Origin of the sequence: Thauera sp. (assembly GCF_047601425.1) — a bacterium.
Taxonomy (GTDB): Bacteria; Pseudomonadota; Gammaproteobacteria; order Burkholderiales; family Rhodocyclaceae; genus Thauera.
Genome location: NZ_JASGJL010000002.1, coordinates 134240 through 156011 on the forward strand (window position 1 = coordinate 134240; position 21772 = coordinate 156011).

General features: G+C 69.8%; 19 protein-coding genes. 7 read left to right on the plus strand and 12 right to left on the minus strand.

Annotated elements, in window-relative coordinates:
- Window positions 1–348 precede the first annotated feature (348 nt).
- From QM748_RS17105 to QM748_RS17120, 4 genes are all read left to right on the plus strand, one after another.
- Window positions 349–3132, plus strand: coding sequence for a UvrD-helicase domain-containing protein (locus QM748_RS17105; RefSeq protein ID WP_415248202.1), 2784 nt, complete (start codon window positions 349–351; stop codon window positions 3130–3132).
- Window positions 3129–5168 carry an exodeoxyribonuclease V subunit alpha gene (gene recD / locus QM748_RS17110; protein WP_415248203.1) on the plus strand — a complete coding sequence of 680 codons (2040 nt, stop codon included), beginning with the start codon at window positions 3129–3131 and terminating at the stop codon, window positions 5166–5168. Before QM748_RS17105 ends, recD begins: the two co-directional genes overlap by 4 nt.
- Window positions 5165–6190: an alpha/beta hydrolase family esterase gene (locus QM748_RS17115; protein ID WP_415248204.1), complete on the plus strand. Its 1026-nt coding sequence runs from the start codon at window positions 5165–5167 to the stop codon at window positions 6188–6190. The genes recD and QM748_RS17115 overlap by 4 nt, the downstream gene beginning before the upstream one ends.
- Window positions 6191–6277: 87 nt before the next feature.
- On the plus strand, window positions 6278–7177 hold the full coding sequence (locus tag QM748_RS17120; protein ID WP_415248205.1) for an LOG family protein: 900 nt from the start codon (window positions 6278–6280) through the stop codon (window positions 7175–7177).
- Between the two features lie 150 nt (window positions 7178–7327).
- Here the strand turns inward: QM748_RS17120 and QM748_RS17125 are convergent, their stop codons facing one another.
- Complete coding sequence (locus tag QM748_RS17125) at window positions 7328–7693, minus strand: DUF488 domain-containing protein (protein ID WP_415248206.1); 366 nt, start codon at window positions 7691–7693, stop codon at window positions 7328–7330.
- A gap of 108 nt (window positions 7694–7801) precedes the next feature.
- Between QM748_RS17125 and QM748_RS17130 the strand changes: the two genes are divergently transcribed.
- A complete protein-coding gene (locus QM748_RS17130; RefSeq protein WP_415248207.1) occupies window positions 7802–9073 on the plus strand; it encodes an Eco57I restriction-modification methylase domain-containing protein in 1272 nt (423 codons plus the stop codon).
- Here the strand turns inward: QM748_RS17130 and QM748_RS17135 are convergent, their stop codons facing one another.
- A complete protein-coding gene (locus QM748_RS17135; protein WP_415248208.1) occupies window positions 9074–10483 on the minus strand; it encodes a fused MFS/spermidine synthase in 1410 nt (469 codons plus the stop codon). It abuts the gene before it with no gap.
- 57 nt (window positions 10484–10540) lie between these two features.
- The gene (locus QM748_RS17140) at window positions 10541–11962 is read right to left on the minus strand and encodes an MFS transporter (protein WP_415248209.1); all 1422 of its coding nucleotides are present in this window, start codon (window positions 11960–11962) and stop codon (window positions 10541–10543) included.
- 155 nt (window positions 11963–12117) lie between these two features.
- On the opposite strand from QM748_RS17140, the gene QM748_RS17145 reads away from it, so the two are divergent.
- Window positions 12118–12351, plus strand: coding sequence for a hypothetical protein (locus QM748_RS17145; protein WP_415248210.1), 234 nt, complete (start codon window positions 12118–12120; stop codon window positions 12349–12351).
- An 89-nt stretch (window positions 12352–12440) separates the two neighbouring features.
- Here QM748_RS17145 and QM748_RS17150 read toward each other — a convergent pair whose 3' ends face one another.
- Genes QM748_RS17150 through QM748_RS17160 form a run of 3 tightly spaced genes read right to left on the minus strand, consistent with a single transcriptional unit; the run spans window position 12441 to window position 14838 of the window.
- Window positions 12441–12608 carry a hypothetical protein gene (locus tag QM748_RS17150; protein ID WP_415248211.1) on the minus strand — a complete coding sequence of 56 codons (168 nt, stop codon included), beginning with the start codon at window positions 12606–12608 and terminating at the stop codon, window positions 12441–12443.
- Between the two features lie 14 nt (window positions 12609–12622).
- Window positions 12623–13816, minus strand: coding sequence for a YeeE/YedE family protein (locus QM748_RS17155; RefSeq protein ID WP_415248212.1), 1194 nt, complete (start codon window positions 13814–13816; stop codon window positions 12623–12625).
- 17 nt (window positions 13817–13833) lie between these two features.
- Window positions 13834–14838, minus strand: a complete 1005-nt coding sequence (locus tag QM748_RS17160) for a sulfurtransferase (RefSeq protein ID WP_415248213.1) — start codon at window positions 14836–14838, stop codon at window positions 13834–13836.
- 238 nt (window positions 14839–15076) lie between these two features.
- Here QM748_RS17160 and QM748_RS17165 point away from each other — a divergent pair, with 238 nt between their 5' ends.
- Window positions 15077–15706, plus strand: coding sequence for an arylesterase (locus QM748_RS17165; protein WP_415248214.1), 630 nt, complete (start codon window positions 15077–15079; stop codon window positions 15704–15706).
- Between the two features lie 29 nt (window positions 15707–15735).
- Here QM748_RS17165 and QM748_RS17170 read toward each other — a convergent pair whose 3' ends face one another.
- The 6 genes from QM748_RS17170 to QM748_RS17195 all read right to left on the minus strand — a co-directional run bounded on the left by QM748_RS17170 (window position 15736) and on the right by QM748_RS17195 (window position 21559).
- Window positions 15736–16443: an MgtC/SapB family protein gene (locus QM748_RS17170; protein ID WP_415248215.1), complete on the minus strand. Its 708-nt coding sequence runs from the start codon at window positions 16441–16443 to the stop codon at window positions 15736–15738.
- A gap of 39 nt (window positions 16444–16482) precedes the next feature.
- Complete coding sequence (locus QM748_RS17175; RefSeq protein ID WP_415248683.1) at window positions 16483–17196, minus strand: ABC transporter ATP-binding protein; 714 nt, start codon at window positions 17194–17196, stop codon at window positions 16483–16485.
- Window positions 17196–18059: an ABC transporter ATP-binding protein gene (locus QM748_RS17180; protein ID WP_415248216.1), complete on the minus strand. Its 864-nt coding sequence runs from the start codon at window positions 18057–18059 to the stop codon at window positions 17196–17198. Before QM748_RS17180 ends, QM748_RS17175 begins: the two co-directional genes overlap by 1 nt.
- Window positions 18056–19390, minus strand: a complete 1335-nt coding sequence (gene livM, locus QM748_RS17185; RefSeq protein WP_415248217.1) for a high-affinity branched-chain amino acid ABC transporter permease LivM — start codon at window positions 19388–19390, stop codon at window positions 18056–18058. The genes QM748_RS17180 and livM overlap by 4 nt, the downstream gene beginning before the upstream one ends.
- Complete coding sequence (locus QM748_RS17190; protein WP_415248218.1) at window positions 19390–20304, minus strand: ABC transporter permease subunit; 915 nt, start codon at window positions 20302–20304, stop codon at window positions 19390–19392. The genes livM and QM748_RS17190 overlap by 1 nt, the downstream gene beginning before the upstream one ends.
- Window positions 20305–20464: 160 nt before the next feature.
- Complete coding sequence (locus tag QM748_RS17195) at window positions 20465–21559, minus strand: branched-chain amino acid ABC transporter substrate-binding protein (protein ID WP_415248219.1); 1095 nt, start codon at window positions 21557–21559, stop codon at window positions 20465–20467.
- Window positions 21560–21772: the final 213 nt, after the last annotated feature.

The following is a 21772-nucleotide window of genomic DNA, read 5'->3' on the forward strand; positions in this document are numbered from 1 at the left end:
TGCCGCAGGCCGAGGCGCGGCTGCGGCAAGCCTACCTCGCCGCGCGCGCGCTGGCGGAGCAGCTGGGCGAAGCCGTCGCCCGCGTGAATGACGCACTCGATGGACTCAATGGCACGCGTTACAAGCCGCAGACGATCGAGACCGCGGCTCGCCAATGGGCCGCTTGGCTGGCGGCGGACGATCCCCTGCAGTCGATTGCCGGCGATCAGGGTGACAAGCTGCGATTGTTTGCTGCTGCTGAACTGGTGGCGGGCATCACGGTTGCCGGCAGCAGGAAGGGCATCGCTCCGCCGTGCCACCCGTTTTTTGACGCCGCCGGCGAGCTGCTGGCGGCACGGACGGAGATCGATGGCCTGCTGTTCGACTGCCCGCCTGTGCCTGCTGCGGCGCTTCCTCGACACGGCTGCGGACGAGTTGCGCCGGCGCAAGGCCGAACGCCGCCAGATCGGCTTCGACGACATCCTGTGGAATTCCCACCAGGCCTTGAGCGCAGGCGGGCAGCCCTGGCTGGCGGCGGCGCTGCATGCGCGCTACCCGGTGGCGCTGATCGACGAGTTCCAGGACACCGATCCGCTGCAGTTCGGCATCTTCGACCGCATCTATCGCGGCGAAGGCCGCCACGGCAGCCTGTTCCTGGTCGGCGACCCCAAGCAGGCGATCTACAGCTTCCGCAGCGCCGACCTGCACACCTATCTCGCCGCGCGCGAGCGCACCGATGCGCGCTATACGCTGCGCCACAACCAGCGCTCGGCGCCGGCGCTGATCGAAGCCTGCAACCAGCTGTTCGGCGCCAACCCGACGGTGTTCATGATGGACGGGCTGGACTACGTCCGCGTCGGCGCCGGCAGCCGGCCGCGCAAGCCGCTGGCGGACGCCACCGCGCCGGCCGACGGGGTCCCGCCGCTGCAGCTGTGGCGCATCCCGCGCGACGACACCCAGGCCGACAGCGACGAGGGCGGCGGCACCCGGCTGCCGCGCGAGCAGGCGCTGCAGCGTGCCGCGCGCGCCTGCGCAGCGGAGATCGCCCGCCTGCTGGCGGCAGGCACCGCCGGACAGGTCCGCATCGGCGAGCGGCCGCTGGCGCCTGCCGACATCGCCGTGCTGGTGCGCAGCCACGGCCAGGGCGCACGCATGCGCCGCGCGCTGGCGGCGGTCGGCGTCGGCAGTGTGGAGCTGTCGCAGGCCAGCGTGTTCCACACCGACGATGCCGAGGAGCTGGAACGCGTGCTGCTGGCGATCGCCGAGCCGCTGCGCGAGCGCCGCGTCAAGGCAGCGCTGGCGACGACGGCGATGGGTCTCGATGCCTCTGCGCTGGCCCGCCTGGCCGACGATGAAGCCGCGCTGCTCGACAAGCTCGATGCCTTCGTGCGCTGGCGCGACATCTGGCTGTCGCGCGGCTTCGGCGTGATGCTGCGGCAGTGGCTGAGCGACGAGGGCGTTGCCGCACGCCTGCTCGCCCGCCCGGATGGCGAACGCCGGCTGACCAACCTGATGCACCTGGCCGAACTGCTGCAGCAGATGGCCGGCGCCGCCGCGCCCGAAGTCCTGCTGCGCACGCTGGCCACGCAGCGCCGCGAGGGCAGCGGCGGCGAAGCGGCCCAGCTGCGGCTCGAGTCCGACCGCAACCTGGTGCAGATCGTCACCATCCATCGCGCGAAAGGGCTGGAATACGGCATCGTCTTCTGTCCCTTCCTGTTCGACGGCCACGCGGGGGGGCGCAGCGAAGGCCCGATGCGCGCCTGGCACGACGACAGCGGTCAACTGGTGCTCGACTATCGCCAGGCGGCAGCGCAGGACGAAGCGGTCAAGGCCCGCCTGCGGCGCGAGCGCCAGGCCGAGGATTTGCGCCTGATCTACGTCGCGCTGACGCGCGCGGTGCACCGCTGCTACCTGGTGGTGGGCTGCTATGCCAGCCTCAGCTTCGGCAGAACCAGCCATACCGAGAGCGGGCGCAGCCTGCTCAACTGGATGGCGGCTGGCGTCGGCATGAATGCCGATGACTGGTCGGAGCACAAGCCGACGCCGATGGGGGTCGATGCCCACTGGCGCGCATTGGCCGCCCGCAGCCTGCTCGACGGCAGGCCGACGATGCAGTTGACCGACCTGCCTGACGGGCACGGCGAAATACTCGCTCCCGCCGCTGCCGCCAGCCAGCGGCCGCGTGCGCTGAGGCCCCCGGCCGTGCCCGCCGGCTGGCGCATCGGCAGCTTCAGCGCACTGATCGCGGGCGCAGCGCGCGGCGGGCCGGTAGCGCTGGAGCAGGCTGCGCTCGACCATGACGCCAATGCGCTGGATACGGGCGAACTGGCGGCGCTGAGCGGCCTGGCCGCTGCAGCAGCGGATACGGCACCGGAGCCGGCGGAGGACGACATCCTGCGCTTTCCTCGCGGCCCGGTGGCCGGCGACTGCATGCACGCGCTGTTCGAGCAGGTCGACTTCACTGACGCCGGCGGCTGGGGCCAGGCCATCGCTGCAGCTCTCGCCGCCCATCCCCAGCGGCCGCCCGCAGCGTCGGCCGCCCTGCCGCAGATGTTGCGCCGCCTGCTGGCGGATGTGGTGGCCACGCCGCTGCTGGCCGGGTCGCCAGGCGCTGGCTTGCGTCTGGACAGCGTGCCGAACACGCGCCGGTTGACGGAGCTGGCTTTCCATCTGCCCGCGCCGCGCCTGACGGCCGCACAGCTCGACGGCTGGCTTGCGGCGCGCGGCTATCGCGTCCCCAAGCTGGCCTTCAAGGATCTCGAGGGCTATCTGAAAGGCTTCATCGACCTGGTGTTCGAGCACGACGGCCGCTACTGGCTGCTCGACTGGAAATCCAATCACCTCGGCGACCAGCCGCAGGACTACGCTCCGGCCAGCCTGGAAGCGGCGATGCAGGCGCACGGCTATCATCTGCAGCATCTGATCTACAGCGTGGCGCTGCATCGCCATCTCGGCCGATGCCTGCCCGATTACGACTACGAGCGCCATTTCGGTGGGGTGCTCTACCTGTTCGTGCGCGGCGTGCGCCCCGGCTGGCAGCTCGACGGCCGGCCGGCCGGTGTGTTCCATCATCGCTGCCCGCGCGCCGTGCTCGACGAACTCGATGCCTTGCTGGCCGGCAGGGCCGAAACCGCCATCGTGGAGCCGGCATGAACGACCTCGCCGAAGGCTTTGCCCGCCATCTGCTGGCCTGGGCCGACACCCTGCAGGCGCCGGCCGAGAGCCGCTCCGTGCTGGCTTCGGCTGCGCGCCGGCTGGCGTTCGCCACCAGTGCCGGCCACGTCTGCATGCCGCTCGAGGCCCTGTCCGGCCCGGCGGACGGCGGCTTCGCCGATGCCGCAAGCGATCAGGCACTGCCGTCCTGGCTGGCACCGGCGGCAGTGGACAGCATGCAGCCAGCCAGCGATGCGTCGCCCGGGGCGGCAGACGAGGCTGCTGCCCGCCTGGCACGGTTGCGCACCATTCTGCATGGCAGCGGCGTGGTCGCCGGTGTGTCGCAGGCGAGCACCAGCGGATCGGCGCATCCGCTGGTGCTCGACGACGGGGGCCGCCTCTACCTGCGCCGCCATTTCGACCAGGAACGCGCTCTCGCCGCGGCCCTGGTGGCACGCGCACGGTCCGCGGGCACGGCAGCGGCGCTTAGCGCCGGACAGCTAGCGCTGCTGGACAGCCTGTTTCCGCCGCGCGCCGCAGCCGTGCCCGACTGGCAGAAGCTTGCCGTCGCGCTGGCGCTGCAAGGGCGGCTGACGGTGATCAGCGGCGGTCCGGGCACCGGCAAGACCACCACTGTTGCGGCCCTGCTCGCCTGCCTGCTCGAGCGCGATCCGGCCTTGCGCATCGCGCTGGCCGCGCCGACCGGCAAGGCTGCCGCGCGCATGCTCGAAGCCCTGCGCCAGCGCGCGCGGGCGCTGCCGGCCGGCCTCGCTGCCAGGCTGCCGGCCGAGGCTTTCACCGTGCATCGCCTGCTCGGCGTCACGCCGGAAGCCGGCCGCTTCCGCCACTACGCCGGCAGGCCGCTGGCGGTGGATGTACTGGTGGTGGACGAGGCCTCGATGCTAGACCTGGCGCTCGCCGCCCGTCTGATCGATGCGCTGCCGCCCGCGGCGCGGCTTGTGCTGCTCGGCGACAAGGACCAGCTTGCCGCCGTCGAAGCCGGCGCAGTGTTCGCCGAGCTGTCGGCGCAGCGCTGCTTTTCTGCCGCCATGCGTGCCCGTCTGGCGCTGATAGATCGGGCGGCCCACACCGCGGCGGTTCACACCGCGGTGGCCCATACCGGGTCGGTTGACACCGCCGCGGCCGGAACCGGATTGCAGCAGGACGAAGGCGAGGATGGCGAAGCAAGCGAGGGCGTAGCCGCACTGGTCGATTGCGTCGTCTGGCTGACGGAAAGCCACCGCTTCCGCGCCGACTCGGGCATCGGCCGGCTGGCGGCCGACATCCGTGCCGGCCGTGGAGAAGCCGCGCTCGCCTGGCTGGCGGCCGGCGGCGATGAATCGGCGTGCTGGATCGAGGATGGCGGCGAGCGTCCGGGGGCCGAGGCGCTGGCGCGCATCGAGGCCGGCTACGCGCCTTATTTTGCGCTGCTGCAGGCCGGCATCGGCGAGTCTCCGAACACCGGGACGGCCGGTGTCGCCGATGCGATGCGAGCCTTCGAGCGCTTCCGCGTGCTCGCTGCGGTGCGAGATGGCAGCCGCGGGCTGGTTGCTTTGAACACCCATCTCGAGGTCCGGCTGCGCGCCGCCCTCGGCCTGGTGCCGGACCGCAGCGCCGCCGGGCGATGGTATCCGGGGCGGCCGGTCATCGTGCTCGCCAATGACTACCGCCTCGGCCTCTTCAATGGCGACGTCGGTTTGTGCCTGCCCGACGGGCACGGTGTGCTGCGGGTTTTCTTCCCGGCGGCCGAAGGCGGCTTCCGTGCCGTCCCGCCGCTGCGCCTGCCGGCCCACGACACCGCTTTCGCGCTGACGGTGCACAAGAGCCAGGGTTCGGAGTTCGACGAGGTGCTGCTGATGCTGCCCGCCCAGCCGCTGCGGGTGCTGACGCGCGAACTGATCTATACCGGCGTCACCCGCGCCGCCAGGCGGGTGTCGGTGGCCGGTGCCGCCGAAGTCTTCATCGCCGGCTGCGCGGCACGCACGCTGCGTGCCTCGGGACTGCGCGCGCGAATGAGGGAGGTTGCGAATCCATGAGCCGCCGCATCCGCAAGTCGCCGCTGGCCCGTGCGCTGCAGCGTGCGACGACTTCGATGACGCGCAAGGCGTTCGCCGCGGGAACACGGGCGGTGGGCAAGGCCGTCGCGCAGACGGTTGACGCGATCGCCGCGCAGCACCGGCCGCCGCCCGGCGCGGGGGACTGGATCGCCGGCCAGGCGCTCGGACCGGCAGGCGTGCGCCGCTTCCATCTGTTCCGGCCGCCCGGCATCCGCAATGACGAGCGCCGGCCGCTGCTGGTGATGCTGCATGGCTGCGGCCAGACGGCGGCGCAGTTCGCCCACAGCACGCGAATCAACCGCATTGCCCGGCGCGAGCGTTTCCTGGTGCTGTACCCCGAGCAGGATCGCACGGCGAATCCGCAGGGCTGCTGGAACTGGTACGACACCCGCAACCGGCTTGCCGATGCCGAGGCGGCCACGCTGATGGCGGCGATCGACCAGGTCTGCCTGTTGTACCCGGTGAATCCCGAGGCCATCGCGCTGGCCGGAATTTCGGCCGGTGCGAGCATGGCCACACTGCTGGCGGCCCGCCATCCCGATCGTTTCACCGCGGTGGTCATGCACAGCGGCGTGCCGCCGGGCAGCGCCCATTCGGCCGCCACGGCGCTGGCGGCGATGGGAGGGCGGCGCACGGCACATGCCGGCCTGGCTGCCGGTAATGAACTGCCGCCGCTGCTGGTGATCCACGGCCAGGCCGATCACGTGGTCGCAGCGGCCAACGGGCGCACCGCGGCCGAGTCGTGGGCTGCTGTTTCGGGAGCACGGGCCGGCGAACCGCGCCGCATGCAGCGCGGCGCCCGCCGGCCGATGACGGTCACCGATTACCGGGCGGGGCGCCGGCTCGCCGCGCAGTTCGTCGAAGTCGAAGGGCTCGGCCATGCCTGGAGCGGCGGCGACGCGCGCCAGCTGTTCAGCGATCCGGCAGGCCCGGATGCGTCGGGCATGGTGTGGCGCTTCGTCGCCGCACAGTTGAAGCGCCGTGCTGCCGCACAGGCGTGATGCGGCGCACGCCACGGCGTGCATGTGTGCGCCGGCTGTAACCTGGGGATGCGATCATGTCCGCCCCGCTTTCATCTGGATGCCTTCATGACCGACAAGTCCCCGCTCCGCGCCCGCAACTTTCCGTCCGCCGAGGACGAGGCCCGGGCGGCGCAGCCGCACGGCCGCTACGACGGCCCCGGCAGCTCGTTCCGCATGGCTTTCACCGACACCGATTTCCTGCTGCGCGAGGAACTGCGGCCGGTGCGCCTGCAGCTCGAACTGCTGAAGCCCGAGCTGATCCAGCAGGAGCAGGGAGTGGAATCGACCGTGGTGGTGTTCGGCAGCGCCCGCTTCAAGGCGCCCGACGTGGCCGCGGCGATGCTGGCCGAGGCGCGCGCCGACGGCGACGAGGAGGCGGTCCGCAAGGCCGAGCAGATGCTCAGGAATGCGCGCTGGTACGAGGAGGCGCGCCGCTTCGCCGAACTGGTGACGCGTGAATCCGGGGCGCTGGGCGAGCCGGTCATCGTCGCCACCGGCGGCGGCCCGGGCATCATGGAGGCAGGCAACCGCGGCGCCCACGAGGCCGGCGGGCGCAGCATGGGCATGAGCATCTTCCTGCCTTTCGAGGAAGCGCCGAATCCCTACATCACGCCCGAGCTGTGCTTCCAGTTCCACTATTTCGCCATCCGCAAGATGCATTTCCTGATGCGCGCGGTGGCGCTGGTCAGCTTCCCGGGCGGGCTGGGCACGCTGGACGAGCTGTTCGAAGTGCTGACGCTGACGCAGACCGGCAAGATCCGGCGCCGGCCGATCGTGTTGATCGGGCGGGAGTTCTGGCAGAGGCTGATCGATTTCGACGTGCTGGTCGAGCACGGCGTCATCAGCCCCAAGGACAAGGACCTGTTCCACTATGCGGAGACGGCCGAAGAAGCCTGGGACGTGATCAAGGCCGCCTACCAGGGCGACAATCCCGCGCTGGTGGCGCGGCAGATGCGGGGAAATTGAGAGGCTGCGCCGCCTCCCGTATTGACGACCGCAGGAGCGGCTTTAGCCGCGATGGGATGCGATAGCGCCCCTTGGCAGACAGGCTGCGGCCTGCCTCGCGGCTGAATCCGCTCTTGCGGAGACGGCGACCCCGTCCGCTGGGGGGCAGCTTCAGTCCGCCTCGCCGTCCAGCAATTGTTCGCGCAGCGCAAGGGCGTTGTCGTGCTCGGTGTCGTGCGCGGCATACAGCAGCGTCAGCACCGGCCGGGCGGCAGCCAGCTCGCGCAGCGTCGCCAGTGCCTCGGCGGCTTCGCCGTGGCGAAGCTCCTCGGCGTAGCGGCGGCGGAATTCGTCCCAGCGTGCCGGATCGTGGCTGAACCAGTGGCGCAGCTCGGTCGAGGGCGCCAGTTCGCGCAGCCAGTGGTCCAGCGCGGCGCTTTCCTTGCGCAAACCGCGCGGCCACAGCCGATCGACCAGCACGCGGCAGCCGTCGTCCGGCGAGGGCGGTTCGTAGATGCGCTGAATGCGGATGTCCATGTCCTTGGCCTCGTGCATGAAACGGAAATGGCTGATTCCTGCCCTTCAGTATAGACAGCAGCGAACTGTTCTCCCGCACCAGCGGCCGGCTTGGTAACATCGCCGCCCATGTCAGCCGATCCCACATTCCTGCCTGCTTCCGGCCAGTACGGCCTTGGCCTGCGCGACGTCGTTGCGCTCGGCCAGGTGTTCACGCCGGAGCCGGTGGTGCGCGTCATGCTGGCGCTGCGCCGCAATGGCGGGCGGGTGCTGGAGCCGTCCTGCGGCGACGGCGCCTTCCTGAGCCGTCTGCCCGGCGCGGTGGGGCTGGAGCTGGACCCGGACCACTGTCCGCCGGGTGCGCGGGTACTCGATTTCTTCGCCTATCCGGTGCATGAGCAGTTCGACACCATCATCGGCAATCCGCCCTATGTCCGCTGCCAGGACATCCCGGCCGCCACGCGCGAACTGATCGCGCGCGGCCACCATGGGCGCTGCCTGGACGGGCGCTCCAACCTGTACCTGTTCTTCATCGAGAAATGCCTGCGCCACTTGAAGCCGGGCGGCGAGCTGATCTTCATCACGCCGCGCGATTTCCTGAAGTCGACCTCGGCGGTGAAGCTGAACCGCCTGCTGGCGGAGGCGGGCAGCATCACCGAGGCGATCTCGCTCGGCGATGCGCGGGTGTTCGACGATGCCTTGCCGAACTGCCTGATCTGGCGCTTCGAGAAAGGCCGCCGCGACCATGCGATGCGCTATTGCGAGATCGGCGTTGACGACGAACTCGCTGCCGCGCTCGCGGCGCCGGCCTGGCAGCCGCGCCATTTCGTCGAAAGCGCGGGGCACTTGATGTTCGCCCGCGAGGACTATCCGCTGCGGCTGTCGCAGGTGGCTTTCGTCAAGGTCGGCGCGGTGTCCGGCGCGGACGAGCTGTATGCCGACGCGGAGCGGGGCAACCGCGAGTTCGTCTGTTCATCCACCGTCAGCACCGGCCGCACCCGGCGCATGATCTGGCCCGAGCCGGGCGAGCCGCCGCCTGCCGCGCTGCTGCCGCACAAGGTCCGCCTGCTGCAGCGCAAGGTGACGAACTTCGACGAGTCGAACTGGTGGATGTGGGGGCGCGTGCATCATCGCAGCGAACGCCCGCGGGTATATGTGAATGGCCGCACGCGGGTCGCGCGACCGTTCTTCGTCCATGACTGCAAGGACTACGACGGCGCGGTGATGGCGGTGTTTCCGCATCGCGAGGACATCGATATCGAGGCCTTCCGCGATGCGCTCAACGCGGTGGCCTGGGCCGACCTCGGCTTCGTCTGCGACGGCCGCTTCCTGTTCACCCAGCGCAGCCTGGAAAATACGCCGCTGCCGGCGTCCTTCGCCGCCTTCCTGCCGCGGGGCTGATCAGCGCGAGCGCAGCACGTCCAGATCGGCGCGGTTGCGCTCGTCGGTGTAGGGTTCGCCGGCAAGCGCCGGGGTGGCGGCGTGGCACTGCACCAGCACGTTCGATATCGGCCGGTCGCGGAACAGCACTTCGACCGCGCAAGGACCGTACTCCGCCTGGATGCTTGCCAGCAGGTTGCGCGCATAGGGCGTGGCGAGCTTGCTGTCGAGCAGCAGGTTGGCGATCAGGTGGCCGTCTTCCTTCAGCGCCTGGCGCGTGCTGCGCCAGAACTCGCGCGTCACCAGGTGGGCGGGGATGCTGGTGAGGGCGCTGTAGACGTCCACCACCACGGCGTCGTAGCGCTCGCTGCTGTCGCGCACGAAGGCGCGGGCGTCGGCGACGATGAATTCGCCGAGCACCGGCTCGCGCAGGAAGTCGCGCTCGGCAATGTCCTTGATCGCCGGATCGATGTTGACATAGGTGTAGCGGTTGAGCGGCTCGCGGTGCGACAGCGTGAAGCCGCCGGCGCCCAGCACCAGCACGCGGCGCTCGCGGAAAGCCAGTTCGTCCAGCAGCAGCGTGCGCAGGCGCTGGATGTAGCGCGCGTAATGCGGCGGCTCGGTATTGTCGATGATCGAGGCCGGGGAGTTGTTGACCCAGAACACACGTGGATTGTCGAAGCCGTCGAGCGTGGCCGGCGCCACGCGGTAGGTGGCGTAGGCGGTCTCGGTCTGCTGCGGCAGCACCAGATTGGCGGTGAGCGCGGCGCAGGCGACGAGGGCGGACAGCAGCAGCGGGAGCCGGCGGGCGTGGCCGGTTTCGCGCAGCAGCGGCACCAGCATCAACAGCAGGGCGGTGCAGATCAGCACCGCGGCACCCACGCCCAGCCACTGCATCACCAGCATCGACAGCGACACCGCGCCGAGAAAGGAGCCGAGCGTGGACCAGTACAGCGCCGCGCCGCTGCGTTCGCCGGCGCGTGCATGGCGCAGCAGGTTGGTCAGGATCGGCACCGTCTGGCCGAGCAGCCAGGCCACCGGGCACAGGATGCCGCCGATCAGTGCGAACCAGGCCAGCGGCGCCGGCTGCAGGTGGGTGAACAGCAGCTCGGCCACCGGCCCGGACAGCCCCACCGCGATCAGCACCGCGGCGGCGAGGAAGTTGTGCCGCACCCGCGTCAGGTAGTTGCCGGCGACGCGGCCACCGGCCTGGTAGCCGAGCGCCAGTGCGAGCAGGAAGAAGCCGATCGTCGGTGCGGTGACGGTGATCGCGCTGCCCACGTGCGGCACCAGGCGGCGCAGGGCGACGATCTCGGCGCCGAGCGAGACGAAGCCTTCGACGAAGACGAGGGCGAACAGCAGTGTATTGGCGAGCGGCGGTCCGCCGGCGGGATCGGGGGCGAGGTCGGATCGTTCGGCTGCAGCGGGCATCGGGCTCGTCGTGGTGGGTAGTGGGGGGATGGTAACGCTTGCGGGTATCGCGTGCGGCTACTGCCGCGTCACGATGCGCGCGGTGAAGATACCCGGCAGCACCAGCAGCGCGATGCCGAGCGTGGCGTAGCGCGCCGCATCGGCGATGGATTCGCCGCCTGCCGCCATCAGCGTGCCGCCGAGAGCGGAGGTGATCGACAGCGCGATGAGCTGCGTGGTCGAGATCGCCGCGGCGGCCTTGCCGCCTTCGGCAGCGTCCTGCGTGCTGCTCATCGCGGCGACGCCGAGCAGCGGCCAGGCGAGGCCGATGCCGGTACCGGCGACGGCGAGCAGCACCGCCCAGGCAGCGACGGTTGACGGCCCGGCGCCGTCGGTCTGCAGCAGGCCGTAGCCGATCAGCGCCGCTGCAAGCAGCAGCGGGCCGAGGCGGATGGCGCGGCGGCGGGTGGCATCGGCACGCACCGAGACGATGAACAACTGGGCACAGGTCCAGGCCAGCGACAGTACTGCGCCGAGCAGGCCGGCGAGCAGGGGGCTCAGGCCGGCCAGCCGTTGCGCGAACAGCGGAATGAAGTTTTCCATCACCACGCCGGCGCTCAGCGCCGCGACGGTCAGGTAGACCCATTTAAGCGTGTTGCCGCGCTGGTAGGCGAGGGCGGGCAGGATGGTGTGCCGGGAACGGCGCTCTACGGCGATGAAAAGCCCGAGCAGCGCGAGGCCGATGCCGATCGCGGCCAGGACCGGCCAGCCCATCGGCACCACGGCGCTGAGGCTGATCGCGAGCGTGGCGAGGATGAGGACGAGCAGCGACACGACTGGCACCGGCGCACGGTGTCCGGAACCGGCCGAGCCGGCGAAGGAGCGCCGCACCACGGCTGCCAGCAGCAGCGCCACGGCGGCCAGCGCGGCGTAGGAGACGCGCCACAGGCCCAGCTCCGCGAACAGGCCGCCGAGCGCGGGGCCGAACAGCGTGCCCACGCCCCACATCGCGGAGACGACACCGGCCGCCCGCGCCCAGTGCCTGGCCGGCAGCGCGGTGCGGATCACCGCATAACCGAGCCCGACCAGCAGGCCGCCGCCCAGGCCCTGTATGGCCCGGCTGGCGATCAGCAGCTCCATCGTCGGGCTTGCCGCATTGCCCATGGCGCCGACGAAGAAGATGCTGAAGGCGATCAGGTAGGCGGCAGCCGAGCCTTTCCAGTCGGGGATGCGGCTGACCGACAGCGAGCCGACGATGGCCGAGACCACGAAGGCCGTCGTCACCCAGGCGTAGTAGGCCTGGCCGCCGATGTCCTCGACGATCGACGGCATCAGCGCGGCGGTGAAGTAGAGGTTCATCGCGTACAGCAGCACGCCGCTTGCCATCACCAGCACGCTGGCGAGATGGCGCCCGGACAGCAGGTCGGCCCAGCCGTCGGCGTGGGCTGCGGTACTGTCCGCGTGTTCGGCCGGCCGGGCCGGCGATGGGGATTCGTTCATCGGGGATGCTTGCAGAAGGCGCCGCGGGCGGCGCCGGAGCCGTGATTCTGCCGCCATCGGCCCCGGAGGTGGTGGGCGCAGATGGTGCCAGCCGCAGCGGAATCCGCTACCCTGCGCCCTGTCCCGATCCTTTGCGCACATCGCGCCTGCAGCCCATGGCCCAGCCCAATCTCAAGCAACGCAAGACTTTCGCCATGATCCGCGTGATGGGCGGTTTGGTCGCCGCCCTGTACCTGAGCTTCGTCGTCGTCGCCAACGTGCTGGAAGGCGTGCCGTTCGAAGGCAGCCTGCTGTTCACCGCGCTGGTCGCGGTGGCTGGCTACGGTTATGCGGCCTGGTACCTGCGCGAACTGTCGGCGATCGCCCGCGAGGAGCGTGGCACGCGTTAGCAGACGCGCGTTAGCAGGCACGCGGTAGCAGGCACGCGGTAGCAGGCACGCGTTAGCGGTGAGCAGCGACTCGCGCGCCGCGCGGAGGCTCAGCGTCCCGAGCAATGTCCGCCCGAGGCCGCCTGGCCGCTGCCGAGCGCGAAGGCCGGCGGCTCGAGGCGCACGCCGCGGGTGTGGAAAGTGTCCAGCGCAACCAGTGCCAGCACTCCCAGCCAGAACACGGCGTTGACGATGCGGAAGCATTTCTTGTCGTCCATGTCCCTTCCTCTCCTTAGCTACCGATGCGGCGGCGGATGCGCACGCCGATGATCGAACCGGCGAAGGCGAGCGCGAACCACACCCAGCCGTGCAGGCTGGCCGAGGCGATGCCGCCCAGGTAGGCGCCGACGTTGCAGCCGAAGGCCATGCGCGAGCTGTAGCCCATCACCAGGCCGGCGATGCAGGCGGCGATCAGGCGGCGGTTCGACGGCAGCCTGAAGTCCGCCGGGCCGTTCCAGCGCGACGCGGCCAGCGCGCCGTAGAGCAGGCCGAGGTTGGTCACCGAGGTGATGTCGGCCAGCAAGGGCTCGGCCAGCCGGGCGGCGTGCGGCTCGACGCCCCAGAAGGGATCGCCGACCGGGCTCCAGCCCAGCGCCGAAGCGATCTTGGCGCCCCATACGCCGATGCCGTAGACGATGCCCCAGGGCTGGCCGGCGACGATCAGGTGCAGGCCGTACAGCGCCGCCAGCAGCAGTGCGCCCAGCCACCAGCGGCGCGCCCAGCGGCTGCCGGCGCGGGCTGTTTCGGCGGCGGGAACGAAGCTCGCCGTGCCGGCGCGCATCACCTGCTGGGCAGCATGCTGCGGCGTCGGGGTCGGTGACGCCGTGGGCTGCGAGGCGGCGGATTGCGCTTGGGCGCGGCCGGCCAGCCAGGCCACCAGGCCGCAGCCGGCAACGGTCAGTGCGAGCGCGGTGGGCCAGCCCCAGGCGAGCAGATCCACCGCCGGCAGGCCGCCGAGGGCGATCCAGCCGGGCTGGTGCGAGGCGCCGACGAAGCTGCCGAGGGCGAAGGTCGGCAGCACCGCGAAGGACAGCGGCGCGCCGGCGCCGGCCTTGTACAGCGTGCCGGAACCGCAGCCGTCGGCCAGTTGCATCGCGGCGCCGAACAGGAAGGCGCCGAGCACCAGGCTGAGCGTCAGCGGTGCCACCGCGCCGACGATTTCACCGCCGCTGCCGGCGATCAACGGCAGGGCGATGGCGGCGGCGAGCACCATCAGCAGCATCTGCGCCCACAGTCCCTGCGGGTCGCGGCGCTCGATGAAGTCGCGCCAGCCGGTGGTGAAGCCGAAGCGCGTGCCTTGCAGCATCGCACCGAAACCGATCCCGAGCAGGGCCAGCAGGCCCTGGCGCACGCCGGCGGCGTAGGCTACCGCCAGCACGCCGGCCAGGCCGCCGGCGATCAGGAGCAAACGATTCAGCCAAGGCATCGCAATCATCCTTTCGCTCAGTCGAAGGCGCGCTTCAGGTCCTGAAGCAGCACGGTGAAGCGCGACGGCTGGTTGGCCATCGGCAGCTCACTCAGGCTCCAGCCGACCATCGATTCCGGATAGAGCTTCACCTCGTCATTGCCGACGATCTCCGATACCACGAACCAGTTGGTCGCCGCCCAGTGGCCGGTATTGCAGAAGGACACGGCCGGCCCCGTGGCGGCGCCTGCCTGCGCGGCCAGCGCCTTCAGTTCCTCGGCCGGCTTCAGCGTGGTGCCGCCCTTGACGAAGAACTGGGCGTTGTCGAAGGACTGAGCGCCGGGCAGGGTGCCGTAGCGCGCGGCGGCATCGACGCGGACTTCACCGCTGAAGAAGCGCGGCGGGCGGGCATCGAGCAGCAGCGGCGCCGACGAGGACCGGATCGCGCCGGCGAGTTCCTCGCGGCTGACGATCTGGTCCTGGTCGTAGCGGTACTTGAACTGGCTGGGCGCCACTGCGCTGGGCGCCACGTCGGGCACGGCCTTGTCGAGCGCGCCGCCGCTGCCGGCCCACAGCTTGGTGCCGCCGTCGAGGATCGACAGGCGGCTCAGGCCGCCGACTTTCAGCGTCCAGTACACCCGCGCCGCGGCGCCGAAATCCGTATGCGTGGCGCCGCCATGGACGACGACGACGTGGGTGCTGTCGTCGATGCCCGCCCTGCGCAGCAGTTCGGTCAGCTTCTCCTCGGGCACGAGCTGGCCGGCATTGCTCTGCGGGCCGCGGAAAGCGCCGTAAGGGGTGTTGATGGCGCCGGGGATGTGGCCTTCGGCGTAGTCCTTGGGCGGGCGGATGTCGAGGACGCGGACGTCGGCCTGGCCGAGCAGGGGGCGCAGCCCGGCAGGTGTCAGCAGCGGTGTGTGGGCGTGTGCGGCGGCTGGCCGGGAAACGGTGGCCGGCTGCGCAGCGGCGGCCGTGTCGGCGTGGGCAGGTAGTGCGAGGGTCGTACCGGCCAGCGCCAGCAGGGCGATGGTCTTCTTCAGCATGGTGCGTCCTTGGGGTCGGGGCGGGCTTTCGAGCCGTGGCCTGTCTGCAGGCTCTGGTGAGACAGCTGTGAATGAGGGCGAATGTTAATGGGGCGCTGGGTGGCTAAAAAAGGCATTTGCGATTAATTGCTAAGAACACCGAGGAATTAGGCGCGATTCGTGGCGGTGTGCGCTTCTGCGCCGGGGGATTTCAGGCGATAGTGGCGGCGTCTCCGGAAATGCCGGCCAGCTATTCACCATGAATCGAAGAAATTTCGTTCTTTCCTTGGCGCTCGCCGCCTTGTCCGCTGCTTGTGGGCGTGAGGCCAGGCTGCCTGCGCTGGCCGGCGGCGCACGGGTGCTCGCCTTCGGCGACAGCGTCACCTATGGCACCGGCGCGGGCGAAGGCGAGGACTGGCCCGCACTGCTGGCGGCAGCGACCGGCTGGGAAGTCGTGAACGCCGGCATCCCGGGCGACACCGCGCAGGCGGGCCGGCACAGGCTGCCGGAGCTGCTCGACGAGTTCGCGCCGGCGCTGGTGCTGGTCGAGATCGGCGGCAACGACTTCCTGCGCCGCCGCAGCGAATCCGAGGTCAAGGAGGATCTGCGCCAGATCGTGCGCACGGCGCGGACGGGCGGCGCGCAGGTGGTGCTGGTCGGCGTGCCGGCGCTGTCCTTGTCTGGCGCCGTCATGGGCAGCTTGTCCGATTCGCCGATCTATGCGGCCCTGGCACACGAGGAAGGCGTGCCGCTGGTGCCGGAGGTGTTTGCCGACGTGCTGTCGCAGGCCGGGCTGCGCGCCGACCGCATCCACCCCAATGCGCAGGGCTACCGCCGGATGGCGGACGGCATCCACGCCCGGTTGCGCGAGATCGGCCTTGCGCGTTGAACCGTGGCGTTGCGGCGCCGGCGGCCGTTTCAGTCACCCGTTGGCGACAGGCGGAAAGCGCGTACCTCGTTGAGATGCCGCAGTTCTTCCGCCAGCGTGCGCAGGTTGCCCTGCTTGCTAGTGCGGATGGTCATGCGGTATTCGAAGAACAGCCCGTCGTCCGAGACGCGGTAGTTCATGTTGGCCACGGTGAAACCGTGGCGGGCGAGCAGCGCGCGGACTTCCTCCTCGTTCATCGCGCGGCTGCGCTCGAAGCGGATGGTGTGCTGGGCGTACAGGTGCGAGGGCAGGCGGATCTCGATCCAGCGGAAGGCCGCCAGGGTGCCGAGCGTGATCAGGGTGGCGAGCACGGCGGGGAAATAGAAACCGATGCCCATCAGGATGCCGATCGCGGAGGTCATCCAGATCGAGGCTGCGGTGGTCAGCCCGCGCACGCTGAGCCCTTCCTTGAAGATCACGCCGGCGCCGAGAAAGCCGATGCCGGTCATGATGCCCTGCGCCATGCGTGTCGGGTCGGTGCGCACGGTTTCCATCGGCACGCCGGGCAGCCAGGACCACTGGTACAGCGTCACCAGCATCAGCAGGCTGGACGCCACGCAGACCAGCGAATGCGTGCGGAAACCCGCCGGGCGGCCGTGGTAGCTGCGCTCCAGGCCGATGACGCCGCCGGCGCCGAGCGCGGCCAGCAGGTGGAGGGAGATGTTCGCCAGGTCGGCGTTCAGGTTCGGCGGGCTCATGCCTGTCTCCTTGCCGAAATGCTCTTTTTTATTGGCTGGTCAGCCGTGGCCGCCCTCCAGGTAGGCGGCCCGCACTTCCGGGCTTGCCAGCAGTTCCGCGCCTGTCCCCGCTAGCGTGATCTCGCCATGCTGCAGCACGTAGCCGCGGTGAGCAACCCGCAGCGCCTGGTTGGCGTTCTGCTCGACCAGCAGGATGGTCATGCCGTGGTCGCGGTTCAGCTCCCTGACGATCTGGAACACCTTGCGGATGTAGATCGGCGCCAGGCCGAGCGAAGGCTCGTCGAGCAGCAGCAGCTTGGGCCGGCTCATCAGCGCGCGGGCGATCGCCAGCATCTGCTGCTCGCCGCCGGACAAGGTGCCGCCGCGCTGCGACTGGCGCTGCTCCAGGATCGGGAACATCGCGAACATGCGCGCGAGGTCGGCGTCGTAGTTGGCCGGGTCGGCGTGCGCCGTGCCCATCTGCAGGTTTTCCATCACCGTCATGCGCGGGAAGATGCGCCGGCCTTCGGGCACCAGGGCGATGCCGCGGCGGGCGATCTCGTGCGTGTGCACGCGGGTGATGTCCTCGCCGTCGAAGACGATGCGCCCGGCGCTCGCGCGGGGGTTGCCGAACAGGCTCATCATCAGCGTCGATTTGCCGGCGCCGTTGGCGCCGATCAGCGTCACGATCTCGCCGACCTGCACTTCGACGTCGATGCCGCGCAGCGCGTGGATGTGGCCGTAATGGGCGTGCACGCCCTCCATCGTCAGCATCATGCCGTGGCCCCTCCCGTTGCCGCCGCGTCCTGCATCTCTTCCTCGTCGTCCTCGCCGAGATAGGCCTTGATCACCTGCGGGTCGTTCCTGACCTGCTCCGGCGTGCCTTCGGCGATCTTGCGGCCGTAGCTGATCACGCCGATATGGTCGGAGACGTTCATCACCACGCTCATGTCGTGCTCGATCAGCAGGATGGCGATGCCCAGTTCGCGGCACAGGTAGAGCAGCAACTCGTTCAACTCGGCCGATTCGCGCGGGTTGAGGCCGGCGGCGGGTTCGTCCAGGCACAGCAGCACCGGATCGACGCACAGCGCGCGGGCGATCTCGATGCGGCGCTGGATGCCGTAGGGCAGCTCGCCGGCGGCGTGGTCGGCGAGGTGTTCGAGCCGCAGCCGCTTCAGCCACATAACCGCGCGCTCGATCGCCTCCTGCTCGGCGCGGCGGTAGCCGGGCAGGGCGAACAGGCCGGCGACGGAGAACTTCGAGGCGCGCTGCAGCACGTTGTGCTGGGCGACGATCAGGTTCTCCAGCACCGTCATCTTCGGGAACAGGCGGATGTTCTGGAAGGTGCGCACGACCTGGGCGTCGCGCGCCACGCGGTGGCTGGGCAGCGCTTCCAGGCGCATTTCGCCATGCCGCGGGTGGGCCAGCCGCAGGCTGCCGGTGGTCGGCTTGTAGAAGCCGGTCAGGCAGTTGAACAGCGTGGTCTTGCCCGCGCCGTTGGGGCCGATGATGCCGGTGATGCTGGCCGCCGGCACGTCCAGCGACAGGTCGTCGATCGCGGTCAGGCCGCCGAAGCGCATCGTCAGGTTCTGCACCGACAGCAGCGTGGCAGGGGTGTTCGGGCCGGGCGTGTTCATTGCGCGGCCTCCTTCGTGGCGCCGGGCTTGCCCAGCGGGTTCAGGCGCACGGTCGGTTCGCGGTGAGACAGCAGGCCGCCCGGCTTCCAGATCATGATCAGCACCATCGCCGCGCCGAACAGCAGCATGCGGTATTCGGCGAAGTTGCGGCCGAACTCGGGAATCAGAACCAGCAGCGTCGCCGCCAGCACCACGCCCATCTGCGAACCCATGCCGCCCAGCACGACGATGGCGAGGATGATCGCCGATTCGGCGAAGGTGAAGCTTTCCGGCGAGATGAAGCCCTGGCGCGCGGCGAAGAACACGCCGGCGAAGCCACCCAGCATGGCGCCGATGGCGAAGGCCGACAGCTTGATGTTGGTGGTGTTCATGCCCATCGCACGGCAGGCGATCTCGTCCTCGCGCAACGCTTCCCAGGCGCGCCCGACCGGCAGCTTGCGCAGCCGCGAGACGAAGGCATGGGTCAGCAGCGCCAGCACCAGGATCAGGTAGTAGAGGAAGATCAGCCGGTGCATCGGCGAGAAGTCGAGGCCGAAGAAGCCGGCGAAGGTCTGCTCGCCTTCGGGCGCGCTGCGGGCGAACTCGAGGCCGAAGAAGCTGGGGCGCGGGATCGAGCTGATGCCGTTGGGGCCGCCCGAGAACTCGGTCCAGTTCACGAGGATGACGCGGATGATTTCGCCGAAGCCGAGCGTGACGATGGCGAGGTAGTCGCCGCGCAGGCGCAGGATCGGGTAACCGAGCAGGATGCCGAAGCTGGCGGCGAGGGCGCCGGATACCGGCAGCGCTTCCCAGAAGCTCCAGCCGTACTGGGTCGACAGCAGTGCGTAGGAATAGGCGCCCACCGCGTAGAAGGCGACGTAGCCGAGGTCCAGCAGCCCGGCCAGGCCCACCACCACGTTCAGGCCCCAGCCCAGCATCACATAGATCAGCACCGTGGTGGCGGTGTCGACCACGTAGCGGTTGTCGGAATAGAAGATCGGCAGCGCCACCGCGGCGCCGAGGGCGAGCCAGCCGAGCACGGTGACCACTTTCTGCGCGCCGTGGGCGCGCTCGTCGGCGGTGGCCGCGGCCTTGGCCGCACTGCGGCTCTGCTTGCGGTTGCGCGCCTGGTCGAGCGCCCAGCGCAGCAGCAGGCGGCCGGCGAACACGACGGCGACGGTGGCGGCGAGCAGGCCGAAGCGGGTGTCGACCGCCAGGCGGCCACCCACGTCCACCGTGGTCAGGCCGATCAGCGGCACGCCGAGGATGAAGCCGACGAAGGCCACCCAGCCGGCGTCGCGCAGGCGCTCGGCGGGGGTCATGGCGTGGCGGGCAAAGACGACGGTGCTCATCAGACTTTCTCCACTTCGGGCCGGCCGAGCAGGCCCGAGGGGCGCAGCATCAGCACCAGGCACAGGATGCCGAAGGTGGCGACGTCCTTGTACTCCGCCCACAGGTAGGCGGCCCAGAAGGACTCGATGAGGCCGATCAGCAGGCCGCCGAGCATCGCCCCCGGCAGCGAGCCGATGCCGCCCAGCACCGCCGCGGTGAAGGCCTTGATGCCGACCAGGAAGCCGATGAAGAAATCGACCACGCCGTAATACACCGTCACCATCACGCCGGCGACCGCGGCCAGCGCGGCGCCGAGCATGAAGGTCAGCGAGATCGTGCGGTTGACGTTGACGCCGAGCAGCGCGGCCATCGTGCGGTCCTGCTCGCAGGAGCGCTGCTGGCGGCCGAACGGGGTCTGCGTGATCATCCAGGTGAAGGCGACCATCAGCGTCATCGTGGTGACGATGATCAGCATCTGGCTCCAGCTGATCTGCACGGCGAATGCCGGCGTGTCCCACAGCACGAGACCGCCCTCGAGGACCGGCGGGATCGGCTTGACGCGCGCGCCCTGGGTCAGCTGCACGGTGTTCTGCAGGAAGATCGACATGCCGATCGCCGAGATCAGCGGTGCCAGCCGGGTCGAGCCGCGCAGCGGGCGGTAGGCGGTGCGCTCGACCGCCCAGCCGTAGGCCGAGGTGAAGAAGATCGACACGATCAGCACGAAGCTCAGCGCCAGCGGGATCGAGGTCACGTCGGCTGCCGCGAGCAGGGTGAAGGCGGTGACCGCGATGAACGCGCTCACCATGAAGATGTCGCCGTGGGCGAAGTTGATCATGCCGATGATGCCGTACACCATCGTGTAGCCGATGGCGATCAGGCCGTACATGGCGCCGAGCGTGAGCCCGTTGATCAGTTGCTGGAGTGCGTAGGCCACGATGTCTCCCGTGGAGGCAGGACGGTGTCGCCCGCCACGCCTGCCCTTGGGCGCGTGGCGGGGGCCGTCCTTTGCTGTGGTCCCGTCCGCGCGGCTGCCGTGTCAGGCGGCGCGGAGGGCGGCCGGTAAGCTCAGGCGCCGCGCGTGCGGCGCCGGACCATCACTTGACGTAGTCGTACTGGCCGCCCTGCCAGCGGTAGACGACGAAGCCGGGCACGTTCAGGTCGCCCTTCGGACCGAAGGCGAGGTCGCCGATCACGGTCTTGAAGTTGCCGTTGCGCATCGACTTCTCGAGGTCGGCGTACTTGGTGCTGTTGGCCGCGGTCGCCACCTGCTCGAACAGCTGCATCGCGGCGTAGGCGTACAGCACGTAGCCTTCCGGCTCGACCTTGGCAGTGCGGAATTTCTCCACCACCGGCGCGGCGTCGGGGTTCTTGCGCGCGTCGGGCGAGAAGGTGAACAGCACGTTGTCGGCGGCCGGACCGGCGGCGGTGACGAGTTCGGCATTGGTCATGGTGTCGCCGCCCATCACCGTCAGCTTCAGGCCGGCGGCCTGGGCCTGGCGCAGGATCAGCGCGACTTCGGTGTGGTAGCCGCCGTAGGCCATCACTTCGACGCCGGCCTGCTTGAACTTGGCGATCAGGCTGGAGTAATCCTTTTCGCCGGCGGTGATCGATTCGCGCAGCGAGGGCTTGAGGCCCTTGCCGCTCATCGCCTTGGCCATCTCGTCGGCAAGGCCCTTGCCGTAGGCGCTCTTGTCGTCGACCACGGCGACCTTCTTGTCCTTGAAGTGCTCGGCGATGTAGCCGCCAGCCACCAGACCCTGCTGGTCGTCGCGGCCCATGATGCGGAAGACGTTGGGCAGGCCGCGCTCGGTGACCTGCGGGTTGGTCGACACCGTGGCGACCAGGATGTTGGCGTCGGCGTAGACGTCGGAAGCGGGGATCGTGGAGCTGGAGCACCAGTGGCCGTGCATGAAGACGATGCCCTTGTTCACCATGGTGTTGGCGACCGACACCGCCTGTTTCGGATCGCAGGCGTCGTCGCCCACTTCCAGCTTCAGCTTCTGGCCGAGCACGCCGCCGCGGGCGTTGATGTCGGCGACGGCCATTTCGGCGCCCTTGCGGATCTGGTCGCCGGCCGAGGCGTACTGGCCGGTCATCGGTCCGGCGATGGCGACCGTGAGGTCGGCCAGCGCGGCGCTGGAAAAACCGCCGAGCGTGAGCAGGGCGGCGGCGAGCAGGGTTTTCTTCATGGAATGTCTCCTTTGTTGTTTGGCTTGGATGGGTGAGAACGGCGTCGATGGTGGAGCATGCAACGATCTCGCCCCGTAAAGGTAAGCGAATTTCTCCGGTTTGCCATCCGTGGCGACCCTCAGTCCGAGCGCTGCCTGCCGGCAGTGGCGGTCGCCAGGCTGTGCGCCCGGCCGCACAATGTCTCAAGTTCTGGCGCTCCGCCGCTCTGATCG

Bases quoted from the DNA above. Each gene is read 5' to 3' on its own strand.
- QM748_RS17150 (WP_415248211.1), bottom strand. From the start codon at position 12,608: ATGGACGACAAGAAATGCTTCCGCATCGTCAACGCCGTGTTCTGGCTG.
- QM748_RS17115 (WP_415248204.1), top strand. From the start codon at position 5,165: ATGAGCCGCCGCATCCGCAAGTCGCCGCTGGCCCGTGCGCTGCAGCGT.
- QM748_RS17145 (WP_415248210.1), top strand. From the start codon at position 12,118: ATGGCCCAGCCCAATCTCAAGCAACGCAAGACTTTCGCCATGATCCGC.
- QM748_RS17165 (WP_415248214.1), top strand. From the start codon at position 15,077: ATGAATCGAAGAAATTTCGTTCTTTCCTTGGCGCTCGCCGCCTTGTCC.
- QM748_RS17175 (WP_415248683.1), bottom strand. From the start codon at position 17,196: ATGCTGACGATGGAGGGCGTGCACGCCCATTACGGCCACATCCACGCG.
- QM748_RS17140 (WP_415248209.1), bottom strand. From the start codon at position 11,962: ATGAACGAATCCCCATCGCCGGCCCGGCCGGCCGAACACGCGGACAGT.
- livM (WP_415248217.1), bottom strand. From the start codon at position 19,390: ATGAGCACCGTCGTCTTTGCCCGCCACGCCATGACCCCCGCCGAGCGC.
- QM748_RS17155 (WP_415248212.1), bottom strand. From the start codon at position 13,816: ATGCCTTGGCTGAATCGTTTGCTCCTGATCGCCGGCGGCCTGGCCGGC.
- QM748_RS17180 (WP_415248216.1), bottom strand. From the start codon at position 18,059: ATGAACACGCCCGGCCCGAACACCCCTGCCACGCTGCTGTCGGTGCAG.
- recD (WP_415248203.1), top strand. From the start codon at position 3,129: ATGAACGACCTCGCCGAAGGCTTTGCCCGCCATCTGCTGGCCTGGGCC.
- QM748_RS17120 (WP_415248205.1), top strand. From the start codon at position 6,278: ATGACCGACAAGTCCCCGCTCCGCGCCCGCAACTTTCCGTCCGCCGAG.
- QM748_RS17105 (WP_415248202.1), top strand. From the start codon at position 349: ATGGCCTGCTGTTCGACTGCCCGCCTGTGCCTGCTGCGGCGCTTCCTC.
- QM748_RS17170 (WP_415248215.1), bottom strand. From the start codon at position 16,443: ATGAGCCCGCCGAACCTGAACGCCGACCTGGCGAACATCTCCCTCCAC.
- QM748_RS17195 (WP_415248219.1), bottom strand. From the start codon at position 21,559: ATGAAGAAAACCCTGCTCGCCGCCGCCCTGCTCACGCTCGGCGGTTTT.
- QM748_RS17135 (WP_415248208.1), bottom strand. From the start codon at position 10,483: ATGCCCGCTGCAGCCGAACGATCCGACCTCGCCCCCGATCCCGCCGGC.
- QM748_RS17125 (WP_415248206.1), bottom strand. From the start codon at position 7,693: ATGGACATCCGCATTCAGCGCATCTACGAACCGCCCTCGCCGGACGAC.
- QM748_RS17160 (WP_415248213.1), bottom strand. From the start codon at position 14,838: ATGCTGAAGAAGACCATCGCCCTGCTGGCGCTGGCCGGTACGACCCTC.
- QM748_RS17130 (WP_415248207.1), top strand. From the start codon at position 7,802: ATGTCAGCCGATCCCACATTCCTGCCTGCTTCCGGCCAGTACGGCCTT.